General features: G+C 69.0%; 14 protein-coding genes. 10 read left to right on the forward strand and 4 right to left on the reverse strand.

Translation table 11 applies throughout. From position 1 onward, the window contains the following. The first annotated feature begins 168 nt into the window (after positions 1 to 168). Complete coding sequence (locus tag ACGFY9_RS20815) at positions 169 to 1,836, forward strand: glycoside hydrolase family 20 zincin-like fold domain-containing protein (RefSeq protein WP_393756049.1); 1,668 nt, start codon at positions 169 to 171, stop codon at positions 1,834 to 1,836. Positions 1,837 to 1,858: 22 nt separating this feature from the next. Continuing rightward, the gene (locus ACGFY9_RS20820; protein ID WP_393756051.1) at positions 1,859 to 3,406 is read left to right on the forward strand and encodes an alpha-L-fucosidase; all 1,548 of its coding nucleotides are present in this window, start codon (positions 1,859 to 1,861) and stop codon (positions 3,404 to 3,406) included. Positions 3,407 to 3,427: 21 nt separating this feature from the next. On the opposite strand, the gene ACGFY9_RS20825 is transcribed toward ACGFY9_RS20820, so the two are convergent. Beyond that, a complete protein-coding gene (locus ACGFY9_RS20825; protein WP_393756053.1) occupies positions 3,428 to 4,333 on the reverse strand; it encodes a helix-turn-helix domain-containing protein in 906 nt (301 codons plus the stop codon). Positions 4,334 to 4,493: 160 nt separating this feature from the next. Further along, positions 4,494 to 4,745, reverse strand: a complete 252-nt coding sequence (locus ACGFY9_RS20830; RefSeq protein WP_393756055.1) for a DUF397 domain-containing protein — start codon at positions 4,743 to 4,745, stop codon at positions 4,494 to 4,496. Between the two features lie 210 nt (positions 4,746 to 4,955). On the opposite strand from ACGFY9_RS20830, the gene ACGFY9_RS20835 reads away from it, so the two are divergent. Continuing rightward, entirely contained in the window at positions 4,956 to 5,504 is a 549-nt protein-coding gene (locus tag ACGFY9_RS20835) for an ATP-binding protein (RefSeq protein ID WP_393756057.1), read from the forward strand. 66 nt (positions 5,505 to 5,570) lie between these two features. Here ACGFY9_RS20835 and ACGFY9_RS20840 read toward each other — a convergent pair whose 3' ends face one another. Then, the gene (locus tag ACGFY9_RS20840; protein ID WP_393756058.1) at positions 5,571 to 6,374 is read right to left on the reverse strand and encodes an SAM-dependent methyltransferase; all 804 of its coding nucleotides are present in this window, start codon (positions 6,372 to 6,374) and stop codon (positions 5,571 to 5,573) included. Between the two features lie 72 nt (positions 6,375 to 6,446). Continuing rightward, positions 6,447 to 7,454, reverse strand: coding sequence for a LacI family DNA-binding transcriptional regulator (locus ACGFY9_RS20845; protein WP_393756688.1), 1,008 nt, complete (start codon positions 7,452 to 7,454; stop codon positions 6,447 to 6,449). A 271-nt stretch (positions 7,455 to 7,725) separates the two neighbouring features. On the opposite strand from ACGFY9_RS20845, the gene ACGFY9_RS20850 reads away from it, so the two are divergent. From ACGFY9_RS20850 to ACGFY9_RS20880, 7 genes are read left to right on the forward strand one after another with little or no spacing between them, the layout of a single operon-like run. Continuing rightward, positions 7,726 to 9,018 carry an ABC transporter substrate-binding protein gene (locus tag ACGFY9_RS20850; RefSeq protein WP_393756060.1) on the forward strand — a complete coding sequence of 431 codons (1,293 nt, stop codon included), beginning with the start codon at positions 7,726 to 7,728 and terminating at the stop codon, positions 9,016 to 9,018. An 8-nt stretch (positions 9,019 to 9,026) separates the two neighbouring features. Continuing rightward, positions 9,027 to 9,914, forward strand: a complete 888-nt coding sequence (locus ACGFY9_RS20855; protein WP_393756062.1) for a carbohydrate ABC transporter permease — start codon at positions 9,027 to 9,029, stop codon at positions 9,912 to 9,914. Then, on the forward strand, positions 9,911 to 10,813 hold the full coding sequence (locus tag ACGFY9_RS20860) for a carbohydrate ABC transporter permease (protein WP_393756064.1): 903 nt from the start codon (positions 9,911 to 9,913) through the stop codon (positions 10,811 to 10,813). The genes ACGFY9_RS20855 and ACGFY9_RS20860 overlap by 4 nt, the downstream gene beginning before the upstream one ends. Before the next feature lie 50 nt (positions 10,814 to 10,863). Next, positions 10,864 to 12,120 carry a glycosyl hydrolase gene (locus ACGFY9_RS20865; protein ID WP_393756066.1) on the forward strand — a complete coding sequence of 419 codons (1,257 nt, stop codon included), beginning with the start codon at positions 10,864 to 10,866 and terminating at the stop codon, positions 12,118 to 12,120. Continuing rightward, a complete protein-coding gene (locus tag ACGFY9_RS20870; RefSeq protein WP_393756067.1) occupies positions 12,117 to 12,296 on the forward strand; it encodes a hypothetical protein in 180 nt (59 codons plus the stop codon). The genes ACGFY9_RS20865 and ACGFY9_RS20870 overlap by 4 nt, the downstream gene beginning before the upstream one ends. 56 nt (positions 12,297 to 12,352) lie before the next feature. Continuing rightward, positions 12,353 to 15,367 carry an alpha-mannosidase gene (locus tag ACGFY9_RS20875; RefSeq protein ID WP_393756069.1) on the forward strand — a complete coding sequence of 1,005 codons (3,015 nt, stop codon included), beginning with the start codon at positions 12,353 to 12,355 and terminating at the stop codon, positions 15,365 to 15,367. A gap of 47 nt (positions 15,368 to 15,414) precedes the next feature. Further along, the gene (locus ACGFY9_RS20880) at positions 15,415 to 15,882 is read left to right on the forward strand and encodes a DUF4231 domain-containing protein (RefSeq protein WP_393756071.1); all 468 of its coding nucleotides are present in this window, start codon (positions 15,415 to 15,417) and stop codon (positions 15,880 to 15,882) included. The last annotated feature ends 131 nt before the right edge of the window (positions 15,883 to 16,013 follow it).

Here is a 16,013-nt window from a genome sequence, read left to right on the forward strand (position 1 = left end):
TTCGGGGCCGTCTTGTTGGACTTTTCGCGGGCGGGTACAGGACGGGCGCCGACTGACCTGCTGGTCATCCGATCAATGGCCCAACTTGACCGCTCCCGGCGCCCATTGACAGCCCCTGAGTGCAGTCCAATCATCAGTCGTCCGATCAATCGCGACCGGTGGAGTGGCATGGCTGAGCGCAGGAAGAGACGGTTTCGGTTCATCGGCTTCGCGGCGGTGTTCGCACTGCTCGCGGCACCCGCGCCGGCGGTCGCGGTCCAGCAGGAACGGGCGGTGCCGGTGACCGTGCCCGCGCTGTCCAACTGGACGCCTCAACCCGGGAGTTACGACTTCGGGCCCGGAACCCGACTCGTGGCCGACAGCAGGAGCGAGCGCGAGGTCGCCGACACCCTCGCCGACGACCTCAAGGCGGCCGGTCACGGAACAGTGCCCGTCGTGCGGGGCGGTGCCACCCGCCCCGGCGACATCGTGATCGAAGTCCGGCCGACCAAGGGCTCGTTGGGCGCTGAGGGCTATGAACTCCAGGCGGGCAAACGCCTGGCGGTGACCGGTGCGACCGAGACCGGCGCCTTCTACGGCACCCGGACCCTCCTCCAACTGCTCGCGCAGGGCGACCACATCCCCGCCGGACGCACAGTCGACGTACCGCGTTACGAGGAACGCGGAGTCGGAGTCTGCGCCTGCTACATCCACATCTCCCTGCCCTGGTTGGAGAACCTGGTGCGCGAGATGGCGTACCACAAGCTCAACCAACTGCTCCTGGAACTCAAGGTGAAGAGTGCCGCGCACCCCGAGGCCGACACCTGGGGCTACTACACGCCGGACGAGATGCGCCGCCTCGTCGCCCTCGGCGACAAGTACCACGTCGAGATCATCCCCGAGATCAACTCCCCGGGCCACATGGACCCGTGGATAGAGAACCGTCCCGATCTCCAACTCACCGACAGCGACGGCAACAAGCAGCCCGCCCGGCTCGACGTCACGCAACAGGCGGCGTTCGACTACTACACGAGCCTGATGGACGAGTACGCGCAGGTCTTCACCGCGACGTCCTGGCACATGGGTGCCGACGAGTACATGCTCGGCTCCGACTACTCCAAGTACCCGCAGATGCTGCGCTACGCCCAGGAGAAGTACGGCGCGAACGCCACCCCTCAGGACGCCTACATCGACTCCCTCTACCTCGTCCGCGGCGGTTTCCACACGGACACCGAGGCGCTGTACGACCAGAGCTGGGACCCGCGCAGCTTCGAGGGCGAGAAGCTCACCTCCAGCGACGGCATCACCGGCGCGAAGATCAGCCTCTGGCCCGACAACGGCCGCGGCGAGACCGAGAACGAGGTCGCCACCGACACCGAGCCCGCGCTACGGCACCTGGCCCAGGCGACCTGGGGCGATCCGCATCCCGATGCCACGTACGCCGAATTCACCGCGCGGGGCACGGCAGTTGGGCATGCGCCCGGGTGGCGCGACCTGGCCCGGGTACCGGTGGCAGACGGGACGTACACCTTCCGGACGGCGGGCGCCAGCATGACCGCCACGGTGCAGCGCACGCCCGACGGCTATGCGACGCTGCGGACCGCCGGCGGCTGCCTGGAGGTCCAGGGCGGCAAGCTCACCCTCAACGTGCCGCTCCAGCCCGGGATTTCGGCGGCCCCGCAGCCCTGCGATGCCGCGAACACCATGCAGCGCTGGGAGTTGGCGCCAGCGGCGGGAGGCTACCGGCTCGTGAACGCGATCACGCAGATGACGCTGAGCGTCGCGGACGACGGCCGGCTCGTGCAGTACCCGCCGGACCAACACCAGCCCGCCGCCTGGCACTTGACCGCCCCCTGAGCAACCAGAGGAGTCCCACCCCATGGCCCTCTCCAGACGTCTCTTCGTCCTCTCGGCCACCGCACTCGCCGCGACCGGCACCACCACGGCATCCGCCCTCGCGGCGAGCCCACCCCCGTCCGATTCCCGCTCCCGTATCCCCGTCAGCGCCGACGACACCGAGGACGAACTGGTCCGCAAGGCCTCCCAAGTCCGGCCCACCGCGCGGCAGGTGGCCTGGCAACAGCTGGAGCAGACCGCGTTCCTGCACTTCGGCGTGAACACCTTCACCGGCCTGGAGTGGGGGACCGGCGACGAGGACCCGAACGTGTTCCAGCCGACCGGCCTCGACACCGACCAGTGGGCCCGCGCCCTGCGCGACGGCGGTTTCAAGCTCGCCATCCTCACCGTCAAGCACCACGACGGCTTCGTCCTCTACCCCTCCCGCTACACCAACCACACCGTTGCGTACAGCAGTTGGCGTGCGGGCCAGGGCGACGTACTGCGCTCCTTCGCCGACTCCATGCGGCGCTACGGCCTCAAGGCCGGCGTCTACCTCTCACCCGCCGACGAGAACCAGTACCTCCACGGCGTCTACGCCAACGGCAGTGCACGCGCCACGCGCACGATCCCGACCCTCGTCGACGGCGACGACCGCTCCCCGGACGCCTTCTACACGCTGGACGCCACCGACTACGGCGCCCACATGCTCAACACCCTCTACGAAGTGCTGACCGAGTACGGACCGGTCGACGAGGTCTGGTTCGACGGCGCCCAGGGACGCATCCCGCCGGGCCACGTCGAGGACTACGACTGGGACAGCTGGTACACCCTGGTCAGGTCGCTGGCCCCGGACGCGGCGATCGCCGTGACCGGCCCGGACGTGCGCTGGGTCGGCAACGAGGGCGGTATCGCGCGGGAGGACGAGTGGAGCGTCCTCCCGGTCAAGGAGGAGCAATACGGGCGCACGGACTGGGCGTTGTCGTACGACACCCCCGACGAGGGGAGTCGTAGCGCGCTCGTCTCGGCGCAGCCGAACACCGACTATCTGCAGTGGTGGCCCGCCGAGTGCGATGTGTCGATCCACGACGGCTGGTTCTACCACCCGGACCAAGTTCCCAAGACCGTCGACGAGTTGATCGACATCTACTTCGGCTCGGTCGGCCGCAACTCGGTCCTGCTGCTCAACGTGCCACCGGACACGGACGGTCTGCTGGCGGACCCGGACGTGGCACGCCTGGGCGAGTTCCGCGAGCGGGTGGACCGGGAGCTGCCCGAGGACCTGGCGCGCGGGGCGCGGACGGTCACCTCGGCCGGCCGGGTCACCGTCGATCTCGGCGCCGAACTGGCCGTGGACCGCGTCCGGTTGGCGGAGGACATACGGCGCTATGGCCAGCAGGTCGAGGCCTTCGTGATCGAGGCATACGTCGACGGGGCCTGGGCGGAGGTGACCCGCGCCGGGACGATCGGTGCGAGCCGCATCCTGCTGCTGGCCGCGCCGGTGAGCGCCCGGCGGTGGCGGGTCCGTGTGACGGCAGCCCGGGACACCGTGAAGATAGCGGAGTTCGGGCTGTACCGGTCGCGGGTCTGAGCGGTCACGGACCGCCCGGCCTCACATCTCCTGGAGGAGCTTCTCCAGGAAGGCCACCGACTCGGGGGCCGGTGAGGCCACCATGCTCAGCCGGTCCATGACCGCGAGATAGCGGTCGACCTCTTCGGGCTTGTCCAAGTAGAGGGCGCTGGTGAGCTGTTCGAGGTAGACGATGTCCGGCAGGTCCGGCACCGGGAAGCGCAGCACGGTGATCGGACCGCCGGCGGCGGCGTGCCCGCCCACGTGGAACGGCAGCACCTGGAGCGTGACGTTCGGCAGGGCGGCCGTCTCGATGAGGTGCCGCAGCTGCCCGCGCATCACGTCCGCTCCGCCGAGCGGACGGCGCAGCGCGGCCTCGTCCACCACGACCCAGAGCTTCGGAGCACCGGGCCTGGTGAGCAACTCCTGCCGGGTCATACGGAGTTCGACGCGGCGCCGGATCGCGTCCGGGGTGTCGACGGGACGGCCGAGCCGGATGACGGCCTCGGCGTACGCGGCGGTCTGCAACAGGCCCGGGATGAACTGCACTTCGTAGGTGCGGATGAGTGAGGTGGCCTCTTCGAGCCCCAGATGCTGCTCGAACCAGGTCGGGAAGGCGTCGCCGTACGCACGCCACCAGCCGGGTTCGTTGGCACGGCGGGCCGAGTCGAGGAACTCCTGGCGCGCGTCCGGCTCCTGGAGGCCGTAGAGGGTCAACAGGTCCGCTACGTCACGCTCTTTGAAGCCTACGCGGCCCAGCTCCATGCGGCAGAGTTTGGCGTCCGAGGCGCGTATCGCCGAAGCGGCCGTGTCCCGGGTGATGTTGAGGGACTCGCGCAGGCGGCGCAGACGCGTACCCAGCATGATGCGCTGGACCGTCGGACCGCCGCGCTGAAGGCTCAGTACGTCCGAACCCGAGGGAGCGTATTCCGGTTGAGCTGCAGTCATGTTCATCCCCTCGGCGGTCGCGCCGATACCGTCCGCAAGTTTTCGGGACTCAAAAGAGGATCGTAGCACCGAGGTTCCGGATAACTGCAGGGAGTGAAGGAGCCGGAAGGTGCCGGCCTGTGTCCAGCGCCTTCCGGCCAGTCCGCGGGTTTGCCTGACCTCAGCGGCCGGGGAGTAGGCCGTCGAAGTCGCCGTCCTTCACACCGCGGACGAACGCGGAGATCTCGGCGCTGGTGTAGACGAGCGCCGGACCTTCGGGATGGCGCGAGTTGCGTACGGCGACCTGACCGTCGGGGAGCGCGGCCAACTCGACGCAGTTGCCCTCGGGGTTGCTGTGGTGGCTCTTGCGCCACTGCGCGCCGCTCAGCAGGGTCGCCGACATGCCGTTCGCGTGCTCTATGTGAGGCCTCATCGCTCCCCCGGAAGATCGAATGCAATTGCAGCTTCAATTGCATCCACGGTGATGCGGAGGACGATAGCCCTCGGGGAGACCGCTTGCAAGATCGTCTGCAATTGCAGCGGTAATTGCCGATGCACTTGCGTTCGCGGGGGCAGGCGGAGGACGATGCTCCGGACAGGTGTAGCGCGCGCAGTTCTCTTCCCAGGGGTCTCAGGGGTCGCGATGTCCGCAGAGCAAGTCGTACGACCGGTCGACACCCTGCGGATCGAGGGGACTTGGGAGTGGCTGTGCCGGGCCGTCGATCAGGTGGGCCCACCCGAGCCGGGGCGGACCGTCACCCTGGTGCCCGCCGTCGGTGACGGGCGCGATCCCGCTCTCTGTTCGGTCCTGGTCGTGCCGCCGATGCCTCAATCGGCCCATGTGGCCCGGGAGTTCACCCGGGCCGCGCTCGCGGACCGGGCCGGGGACGAACTCGTCGACGACGTGACGGTCGCCGTGTCGGAGCTGGTGAGCAACGCGCTGCGCTACGGCCGGGCGCCCAACTCCCTTACGGAGCCGCAGCCTTCACTGTGGCTCGCGGTGTGGGACCGGCTGCCCTACGCGGTGTGCGCGGTCACCGACGACAGTGATCGCATACCCGTGGAGGGGCACCCCGACGAGTTCGCCGAGTCCGGGCGCGGCCTGCAGGTGGTCTCCGCGCTCAGCGAGTCATGGGGCTGGAACCTGCGGGCGGCCGGTGGGAAGACGGTCTGGGCGCTGTTCCGGATCTGACCCGGGGGACACAGGACGAGGAAGAGGGGCACCGGCAACTCCGGTGCCCCTCTTCCTCGTTGGTGATCAGGCCTTGCGGCCGATGCCGCAGATCGTGTTCTCGACGGACGGGTCACGGCCCACGTCGACCTGCTCCGGGTGCCACCGCGAAATGGGGACGATGCCGGGTTCGATGGCATCGAGGCCATCGAAGAACGCCGCTATCCGCTCGGGGCTGCGCAGGTGGTAGGAGCTGGCGGAGTTGGCGTTGTACACCGAAATCGCCTGGTTGAGCGCCGCGTTGGTGTCGGTGCCGTCGGTCAGCGCGAGATAGCTGCCCCGGGGCAGCGCGTCGAGGAAGCGGGCCACGACGGCCTCGGGCTCGTCCGAGTCCGGGATCTGACCCAGGATGCCCAGCATCGTCAGCGCGATCGGCTTGCTGAAGTCCAGGGTCTGGGCGGCGGCTTCGAGAATCCTCTCGGGGTCGCGCACATCGGCGTCGACATAGGCGCAGGCACCCTCCGGGGCGCTGGTGAGCAGCGCCTGGGCGTGCACCAGGACCAGCGGGTCGTTGTCGACGTACACGATGCGGCTCTCGGGCGCGATGCGCTGCGCGACCTCGTGCGTGTTGTCGACGGTGGGCAGGCCGGTCCCGATGTCGAGGAACTGGCGGATGCCCGCCTCCTCGGTGAGATAGCGCACCGCCCTTACCAGGAAGCGGCGTTGGAGGCGGGCGAGCAGGGCGATGTCCGGGAACATCTGGACAATCATCTCGCCGGCCTCGCGGTCGGCGGCGTAGTTGTCCTTGCCGCCCAGGAGGAAGTTCCACACACGGGCGGAGTGCGGCCGGTCGAGTTGGAGCCGGTCGGCCAGCGGGTCTTCGGAGGTCATGGGCAAAGCCTCACACGAAGTACCGTGCGGTGTCCGGCGATTCGGCCGCGAACCGGGGGAGTCACGGCACGCTCACGCCCGCGCCGTCCCCGTGCTGTCCCGCTCGATGAGCCGCGGCACCGGCACCCGCACCGTGCGCGCCGGACCACCGTCCAGCAGAGCGGTCAACTCCCGGGCCGCCGTACGGCCGAACTCCACACTGTCCCGGGACAGCGCCGACAGCCACGGCCGGACCATGCGGCACAGCGCGGAGTCCTCCCAGGCGACCACCGACACGTCCGCCGGTACGGAGAAGCCGAGTTCGGTCGCGGCGGCCACCCCGGCGACGGCCATCACGTCGTTGTCGTAGATCAACGCCGTTGGGGGAGCGGCGACTTCGAGCACCCGGCGGGTGACGGCGGCGCCCGCCGCGTCCGAGTAGTCGGTGGTCACCGAGTGCACCTCGGTCAGCCCGCGGCGGGCGGCCTCGGCGCGCAGGGCGCGGATACGGCGCTCGGTGTGCGCGAGGCCAGGCAGACCGGCGATGTGCACGATCCGCCGATGGCCGCGCGCGGACAACTCGTCGACGACAGAGGCCATCGCGCCCGCGTCGTCCGCCCACACCGTCGACAGACCGGGATGCCGTTCGTCGGGTGCGCCGCCGATCACCACGGCGGGCAGGCCGAGTTCGTCGAGGAGGTCGGGCCGCGGGTCGGCGGTGCGCGGGTCGGCCACCAGAACGCCGTCCACCCGGTGTTCGGCCCACCAGCGCCGGTAGACCGCGCACTCGTCGTCGACGTCCTCGGCCATCTGGAAGAGCAGACCGAGATGGCGTTCGGCCAGCACTTCCTGGATGCCGGAGACGAGTTGGAGGAAGAAGGAGTCGACGCCGAGGGTGTCCGCGGGCCGGGCGAGGACGAAACCGACCGTCGCCGCACCCTCCCCGGAGAGCGCCCGCGCCGCCGTACTGGGCCGCCAGCCCAGCTGCTCCGCGACCCGGCGCACCCGGTCGCGGGTGATCTCGGAGACGCCGGGCCGGCCGTTGAGCGCGAAGGACACCGCGCTCTCGGACACGCCGGCGCGCTGCGCGATGTCCTTCATCGTCGGCCGACGCGCGGGCGACCGCTTGCCTGTCAAGCCTGCTCTCCATTCCACCGGTGCCGCGCACTAATGCGCTTGAGTCAGCACACCCTAAAGCGCATTAGTGATCCACCGCAAGAATGCGAACGTACCTCGCTGACCAGTGCAGTTGGCCGGATGCTGCCAACTAATGAATTTAGCTGAGCGGAATCCATTGACTCGCCCGCCGGACAGCGTGCAAGGTCTGCCCCGGCACGATTGGCCAACCCCCACTGCAAAGGAGCCACTCGCCGTGCGCATCTCCCGCAGAGCCTTCGCCGCAGCTGCCGCCGCCGTCGTCCTCATGCCGCTGAGCGCCTGCGGTTCCGGGGGAGACGACGGTGGATCGACCGACGCCTCGGGCAAGGTCGAGGGCGACATCACCTTCCAGACCTGGAACCTCCGCGCCAACTTCAAGTCGTACTTCGAGGGTGTGATCTCCGGCTTCGAGAAGAAGTACCCCGGCACGCACGTGAAGTGGATCGACCAGCCCGCCGAGGGCTACGCCGACAAGATCAGCGCCGACGCCGCCGGCGGCACCCTGCCCGACGTCGTCAACGTCTCCCCGGACCTGGTCGCCCCGCTCGCCAAGGCGGGCCTCGCGCTCGACCTCGACAAGTCCGCCGCGAAGTACAAGAGCGAGTACCTGCCCGGAGCTTGGGCCAGCCACCAGATACCGGGCATGACCGGCACCTACGCTTTCCCCTGGTACCTCAACACCGGCCCGCTCTTCTACAACAAGTCCCTCTTCAAGCAGGCCGGACTCAACGCCGACCAGCCGCCGAAGACGTACGACGAACTCTTCGCCCAAGCCCTCCAGTTGGCGAGGAAGACCGACGGCAAGGTCGCCACCCTCGCCAACGTCCCCACCGTCGAGGACTTCGGCCGCTACGGCGTCGAGCTCATGAACAAGGAGGGCACCGCCTTCGCCTTCAACGACGCGAAGGGCATCGAACTCCTCACCAAGTACAAGGAGTTGTACGACGCGAAGGCCCTCGACCCGCAGGCGCTCACCGCCACCCCCGAGTCGTCCGGCAAGAAGTTCCTCACCGGCGCCGTGGCGATGAACCCAGGCAGCGCCCTGGACCTCGACAACTTCAAGAAGCAGGCGCCGACCCTGTACAAGAACATCGGCATCACGGACCAGATCACCAGCACCGGGCACGTCAACATGTACGTGATGGGCGTGATGGTCAACTCCAAGACCAAGCACACGCCCGCGTCCGTGGCCTTCGCGCACTACGTCACCGACGCCCAGCAGCAGATGTCGTTCGCCAAGAAGGTCGCCATCTTCCCGAGCACCGCCGGTTCCCTCGACGACCCGTACTTCACCAAGGAGGACGGCTCCGACGAGACCCGGGTACGGATCGCCGCCGCCAAGTCCCTGAAGAACGCGGTCAATTACACGCCGGTGCTGTTCAGCGAGCAGATGAAGACCGCGCTGCGCAACGAGGTCGCCAAGGCGCTGCAGGGCAAGGAGAGCCCCAAGACGGCTCTCGACAACGCTGTCAAGGCGTGCGACACGCTGCTCCAGCAGGAAGGCTGAGGGTTTCCATGGCCGACGTGTCCCGCGTGCGGCGCCAACTGCCCACCAGTCCCTGGCTGTTCGCCGCCCCAGGGCTGCTCGTCGTCGGCGCCTTCGTGCTGTATCCCTTCGCCTCCACCGTGATCAACTCCTTCACGGACCGGCGCACCCTGATCCCGGGCCACTTCGTGGGCTTCGCCAACTTCCGCGAGCTGTGGCACGACGACATGTTCTGGACCGGCCTGCGCAACAGCACCCTGTACATCGTCGGGGTGGTCCCCGCACTCGTCGTACTCCCGCTGCTGCTGGCCCTGTTGGTGCAGAAGAACATCCCCGGCATCACCTTCTTCCGGTCCGCGTTCTACACGCCGGTCGTCGCGTCGATCGTCGTGGTCGGACTGATCTGGGTGTGGCTGCTCGACGAACGCGGCCTGGTCAACTCGCTGTTGGAGACGATCGGCGTCGGAAAGATCGGCTTCCTCAGCGACCAGTGGCTGCTCCTGCTGAGCGCCATGGCCGTCACGGTCTGGAAGGGCCTCGGCTACTACATGATCATTTATCTGGCCGCGCTCGCGAGTGTGCCGCGCGAGTTGCACGAGGCCGCCTCGGTCGACGGCGCGGGGGCGGTGCGCCGCTTCTTCACGGTGACCGTGCCCGCCGTCCGGTCCACGATGGTGCTGGTGGGCGCGTTGTCCTCGGTGGCCGCCTTCAAGGTGTTCTCCGAGGTGTACCTGATGGCGGGCCCGAGCGGTGGGCCGGCCGGTGAGGACACCACTCTTGTGATGCTCGTCCAGCGCACCGGCACCGGCCTGACCGGCCGCGTCGGCTACGCCTCCGCGCTCTCGGTCGTCGTCTTCGTCGTCACCGTCGCCCTGATGCTGCTCGTACTGCGGGCCGACCGGAAGGAGGACGCTTGAGCGTCATCGAGCGCACAAGGCCCATCCAGGAGACGGCAGTTCGCGAACCCCGCATCACCGACGAGCACGGCCGCCGCATCCGCGTCTGGGAACTCGCCCTGCGTTACACGCTGTTGCTCGTCGTCCTCGCCATCACCGTCGGTCCTTTCGTCTGGCAGCTGTCCACCTCGCTCAAGGGCCCGACCGAGGACATCTACAGCTCACCGCCGACCTTCCTGCCCGAACACCCCACCCTGCACAACTACAAGCGGGTCGCCGACACCATCCCCGTCTGGGACTACGCCTTCAACTCGCTGAAGGTCGCCACCGCCAACGTCGTGACGAACTGCGTCGGCTCGGCCCTCGCCGGCTACGCCCTGGCCCGGCTGCGCTACCGGGGCCGCCGCGTGGCCACCCTCGTCTTCATCCTCGCGATGCTCGTGCCGGTGGAGGGCATCATCATCGCCCAGTTCACCACCATGCGGGAGCTGGGCCTCAACAACACCCTGATCGGCGTGGTCCTCCCGGGCTGCATCGGTGCGATGAATGTCCTGCTGATGCGCAACGCCTTCCTCAACCTGCCGTACGAGATCGAGGAAGCGGCCTTCGTCGACGGCGCCAACGTGTGGCAGCGGTTCCTTCGGATCGCACTGCCGTCCGTGAAGGGCACCATCGCCGTCGTCGCGATCTTCGCCTTCATGGGCGCCTGGGACGACTTCCTGTGGCCGCTCATCGTGCTCAGCGACCCGTCCAGGTTCACGCTCACCATCGGCCTCAACTACCTGCACGGCACCTTCGCCAACGACGAACGCCTGGTGGCCGCCGGCACGGTCATCGCCGTGGCACCGTTGATCGCCCTCTTCGCCTGCCTCCAGCGGTACTTCTTCCGGGGCGTCGGCGAGGGCGCCGTCAAGGGCTGAGACCTACGCGCCGACTTCCCCCACGTACGCACTACAGAACCAGGATCCCGATGTCTTCTGCCGTGCGCTTCGGCGTCAACTACACGCCCAGCCAAGGGTGGTTCCACCACTGGCTCGACTTCGACCTCGACTCCGTACGCGCCGACCTCGACTCGATCGCCGAGCTGGGCCTCGACCACATCCGTGTCTTCCCGCTGTGGCCGTACTTCCAGCCCAACCGGACCCTGATCCGAACCAAGGCCGTAGAACAGCTGGTTCAGCTCGCCGACGCGGCCGGTGAACGCGGGCTCAACGTCAACGTCGACGGTCTGCAAGGGCACTTGAGCAGTTTCGACTACCTGCCCGCGTGGACCCGGACCTGGCACCGGCGCAACCTCTTCACCGACCCGGACGTCCTCGACGGCCAGGCCGCCTACCTGCGCACGCTCGCCGCCGCCCTCGCCGACCGCCCGAACTTCATCGGCATGACCCTCGGCAACGAGGTCAACCAGTTCTCGGCGGGCCCGCATCCGGACCCCGACCGGGCGACGGAGGACCAGATCGACGACTGGCTCGGGCGAATGCTCGCGGCCTGCGCGGAAGGCGCGCCCGGCAAGCCGCATCTGCACGCCGAGTACGACGCGACCTGGTACCAGGACGACATGCCGTTCACCCCGGCCCAGGCCGCCCGGCACGGAGCGATGACGGCCGTGCACTCCTGGGTCTTCAACGGCACCGCCCAACGCCACGGCCGCAGTTCGGTCCCCTCCGAGCACCACGCTGCGTACCTGATCGAGCTGAGCAAGGCCTGGGCCGACGAACCGCACCGGCCCGTCTGGCTCCAGGAGGTCGGTGCGCCCCAGCCGCTCGTACCCGCCGAGCACGCGGCCGACTTCGCCTCCGCGACCATCGCCAACGCCCTTGACTGTCCTGACCTCTGGGGCATCACCTGGTGGTGCTCGCACGACGTGTCCCGCGATCTCGCGGACTTCCCCGAACTCGAATACGGGCTGGGCCTGTTGACCAACGACCGCCAACCCAAGGACATCGCGCTGGTGTTGGCCGAGGCGGCCCGCGAGCCCACGTACGAACCCGCCGTCCGCACCACGGCGCTCGTCGTTCCCGCCGATCCGTCGGTCAGGTCGGTCTGCGGCCCCGGCGGCCCGGTCTTCGACGCCTACTTCCGGCTCGTCGCCGACGGAGTCCGCCCGGCGACCGTCCTGGACGTGCGCGCGGACGACAAGGACCACCTCACCGCGCGTGGCATCACCGAAGTCGTCACTCCCGACCAGGTACTCCCCACCCCACAAGGAGGCACCAGCGCGTGAACCCCGCACGCCCCACCAGACGCACCGCGCGCTTCCTCGGCGGCACCTGCCGGCGCGCCTTCTCCGTCGGAGGCTTGCAGGCCGAACAGGGCGAGCCGCAGGCGTGGTTCGAACTGCGCGTGACAGGGGAGCTCTACACAACGTCGGCCCCCGTGACCGTCGCGCACACCTGGTAGCCACCGCCTGGCAACACCCGTAACCCAACCCGCAACCGAGCTACGGAGCACCCCACATGCATGACGACCGCAGCCTGGTCGAAGCCCGCCTCAAGCGCGTCCTCGAAGAGCGCATCCGTCCCGCCGTGTACCCCGAGTCCGTGCCGCTGGAAGTGGCCGTCTGGCACGCGCCCGACGAGCCGGTGCCCGTGGCCGAGGGGCTCGCGGGCACACCTGACCCGATCGAGGTGGGTGCCCGGTGGGGTGCTCCCTGGGGCACCAGCTGGTTCCGCGTCACCGGGACCGTCCCCCAGGAGTGGACCGGCAAGACCGTCGAGGCGCTGCTCGACCTCGGCTTCGACGAGAACATGCCCGGGTTCCAGTGCGAGGGCCTCGTCTACCGGCCCGACGGCACCCCGGTGAAGGGCCTCAACCCGCGCAACCAGTGGGTCAGGATCGGCGCGCCCGTCGCCGGCGGCGAGGAGGTGCGGCTGCACATCGAGGCCGCCTCGAACCCCGTCGTCCTCGACTACCACCCCTTCCTGCCCACACAGTTGGGTGACAAGGAGACGGCCGGGAGCGAGCCCCAGTACACGCTGACCCGCATGGACCTCGCGGTCCTCGACGAGAACGTGTGGAACCTCGTCCTCGACCTGGAGGTCGTCGGCGAGCTGATGGCCGAGCTGCCGGTGGACTCGGCCCGCCGCTGGGACCTCCTGCGGGCGATCGAGAAGGCGCTGGACGCCGTCGACCTCCAGGACGTCAACGGCACGGCGGAGCGCGCCCGTTCACAGCTCGCGGCCGTCCTGTCCACGCCCGCTGTCCCGTCCGCGCACCGCATCAGCGCGACCGGGCACGCGCACATCGACTCGGCGTGGCTGTGGCCACTGCGCGAGACGGTCCGCAAGGTGGCACGCACAACGTCCAACATGACGGCCCTCCTTGAGGACGAGCCGGACTTCATCTTCGCCATGTCGCAAGCCCAGCAGTGGGCTTGGGTGAAGGAGCACCGGCCCGAGGTGTGGGCCCGGGTCAAGAAGGCGGTGGCGGACGGGCGGTTTGTGCCCGCCGGTGGCATGTGGGTGGAGTCGGACACCAACATGCCGGGCTCGGAGGCGATGGCCCGTCAGTTCGTCCACGGGAAGCGGTTCTTCCTCGACGAGTTCGGCATCGAGAACGAGGAGGCCTGGCTGCCCGACACCTTCGGCTTCGCCGCCGGACTGCCGCAGATCATCAAGGCGGCGGGCTCCAAGTGGCTGCTGACCCAGAAGATCTCCTGGTCCCAGACCAACAAGTTCCCGCACCACACCTTCCGTTGGGAGGGCATCGACGGCACCCGGATCTTCACCCACTTCCCGCCCGTCGACACCTACAACTGCTCCATGCAGGGCCGCGAGATCGCCCACGCGGCACGGAACTTCAAGGACAAAGGCGTCGCCCGGCACTCCCTCGCGCCCACCGGCTGGGGCGACGGAGGCGGCGGCACGACGCGAGAGATGGTCGCCAAGGCGGCCCGTCTGCGCGACCTCGAAGGCTCCGCGACCGTGGCCTGGGAGACGCCGAAGGAGTTCTTCGAGAAGGCCGAGGCCGAATACCCCGAACCCCCGGTCTGGGTGGGCGAGTTGTACCTCGAACTCCACCGCGCCACCCTCACCAGCCAGGCCAAGACCAAGCAGGGCAACCGCCGCAGCGAACACCTCCTGCGCGAAGCGGAGCTGTGGGCGGCCACGGCTGCCGTGCGGGCCGGATTCCCGTACCCGTACGAGGACTTGGACCGGATCTGGAAGACCGTCCTGCTCCACCAGTTCCACGACATCCTGCCCGGCTCGTCCATCGCCTGGGTGCACCGCGAGGCCCGCCGGACCTACGAGCGGATCGCCGCGGAACTGAACGCCGTCATCGACGCGGCCCAGCACGCGCTGGCGGGCGAGGGCACAACCCCTCTCCTCTTCAACTCGGCGCCGCACAGCCGCGAAGGCGTCCCCGCAGGCGGCGCCCAGACCCCGGCCGTCCACGGCGAGTCGGCACTCGCGACCCGGGTCGGCGGCGGACACGTACTGGAGAACGGCCTCCTGCGCATCGAGATCGACGGCCGGGGACTCGTCGTCTCCGCCTACGACATCGAGGCCGACCGCGAGACGATCGCCCCCGGCCGGGCCGCCAACCTGCTCCAACTCCACCCCGATTTCCCGAACATGTGGGACGCCTGGGACGTCGACGAGTTCTACCGCAACACGGTCACCGACCTCACGGATGTCGACGAGGTCGTGGCCGACGGGAACGCCGTGCGGATCGTACGGTCCTTCGGCGCGTCCAAGGTCACCCAACTCCTGTCCCTGGCACCCGGGGAGCGGCGACTGCTCATCGACACCGAGGTCGACTGGCACGAGACCGAGAAGTTCCTCAAGCTCGCCTTCCCGCTGGATGTGCACGCCGAACGGTACGCGTCCGAGACCCAGTTCGGGCACTTCCACCGGCCCACGCACACCAACACCTCATGGGAGGCGGCCAAGTTCGAGGCATGCAACCACCGCTTCGTCCATATGGAGGAACCCGGCTGGGGCGTCGCAGTCGTCAACGACTCGACGTACGGCCACGATGTGACCCGTACGGTCCGCAGTGACGGCGACAACGGGACGACCACCACGGTCCGAGTCTCCCTCCTCCGCGCCCCGCGCTTCCCGGACCCCGAGACCGACCAGGGTGTCCACCGTTTCCGGCACGCACTGGTGCCCGGCGCGGGCATCGGCGACGCGGTGCGGGAAGGGTGGCGGATCAACCTGCCGGAGCGACGAGTCGAGGGCGGGCAGGAGGTCGCCCCGCTGGTGAGTGTCGACCGGGACGCGGTCGTCGTCACGGCGGTGAAACTCGCCGATGACGGGAGCGGGGATGTCGTGGTCCGGTTCCACGAGGCGCACGGGGGACGGGCCAGGGCGACACTGACGGTGGGCTTCGCGTTCGACGCGGTGGAGGTCGTAGACCTGCTGGAGCGGCCGTCGGCCGAGGCCGAGGAGGTGACCCGTGAGGGCGATCAACTCCACTTGCAGCTGCGCCCGTTCGAGCTGGTGACGCTGCGGCTTCGCCGGTCCTGAGCCGGAACGCCTTTCGCCGGCGGCCGTGATCGCCCGATGATGTGGCGATGAGAAGAAGAACGGTCGTCGGCCAGGCCTGGGCCTCCCAACCCGATCCTCTCCTGGGGCTTGCCCGGCAGGAGTTGGAGTTCTACGCGGGAGCGTGCGACCGGGCCAGATGGCTGCACTACACGACGGAACTCGGCGCACTCGCCGCCACGTCCGCGACGGTCGTGGCGGCCGGACTGCACGCGCCTGCCTGGCTCACCGCCCTGATCGCGGGCAGCGCCGTCTTCTTCACCGGCATGCGCCAGCTGTTCAGCCCGGGCTCCCGCTGGGTCCTGGCAGCGCAGGCGCGGGAGAGCCTGCGGCGGGCGATCGACCACTACCTGCTGCTCCCGCAGGGCGAGCGCGACGCGGAAGCGCGGGCCGCCCTGCACCGGGCGATCGACGAGGTGGGCACCAGCGAACTGCGCGGATGGGCGGAGGTCCAGGGCCGGCGGGGCGAACCGCCGCTGCCTGCCTCCGGCGTTTGAAGGTCGGTCAGGGCGGATGTCCGGCGCTGTCCTCTGAGGGCTCCTGAGGGCGGGGAGTGCGCGGATACTCTCGGTCGTTCGCTGCGCGTGCGTGGGGGCTGGTCGCGCCCGCGCGGCTGAGCCGCATGTCG

The organism is Streptomyces sp. NPDC048504 (genome assembly GCF_043200035.1).
GTDB lineage: Bacteria > Actinomycetota > Actinomycetes > Streptomycetales > Streptomycetaceae > Streptomyces.

Excerpts from the sequence above, each read along its gene's own strand:
- ACGFY9_RS20840 (WP_393756058.1), bottom strand. The coding sequence starts at position 6,374 with ATGACCTCCGAAGACCCGCTGGCCGACCGGCTCCAACTCGACCGGCCG.
- ACGFY9_RS20845 (WP_393756688.1), bottom strand. The coding sequence starts at position 7,454 with ATGAAGGACATCGCGCAGCGCGCCGGCGTGTCCGAGAGCGCGGTGTCC.
- ACGFY9_RS20880 (WP_393756071.1), top strand. The coding sequence starts at position 15,415 with ATGAGAAGAAGAACGGTCGTCGGCCAGGCCTGGGCCTCCCAACCCGAT.
- ACGFY9_RS20815 (WP_393756049.1), top strand. The coding sequence starts at position 169 with ATGGCTGAGCGCAGGAAGAGACGGTTTCGGTTCATCGGCTTCGCGGCG.
- ACGFY9_RS20830 (WP_393756055.1), bottom strand. The coding sequence starts at position 4,745 with ATGAGGCCTCACATAGAGCACGCGAACGGCATGTCGGCGACCCTGCTG.
- ACGFY9_RS20820 (WP_393756051.1), top strand. The coding sequence starts at position 1,859 with ATGGCCCTCTCCAGACGTCTCTTCGTCCTCTCGGCCACCGCACTCGCC.
- ACGFY9_RS20835 (WP_393756057.1), top strand. The coding sequence starts at position 4,956 with ATGTCCGCAGAGCAAGTCGTACGACCGGTCGACACCCTGCGGATCGAG.
- ACGFY9_RS20865 (WP_393756066.1), top strand. The coding sequence starts at position 10,864 with ATGTCTTCTGCCGTGCGCTTCGGCGTCAACTACACGCCCAGCCAAGGG.
- ACGFY9_RS20855 (WP_393756062.1), top strand. The coding sequence starts at position 9,027 with ATGGCCGACGTGTCCCGCGTGCGGCGCCAACTGCCCACCAGTCCCTGG.
- ACGFY9_RS20825 (WP_393756053.1), bottom strand. The coding sequence starts at position 4,333 with ATGACTGCAGCTCAACCGGAATACGCTCCCTCGGGTTCGGACGTACTG.
- ACGFY9_RS20875 (WP_393756069.1), top strand. The coding sequence starts at position 12,353 with ATGCATGACGACCGCAGCCTGGTCGAAGCCCGCCTCAAGCGCGTCCTC.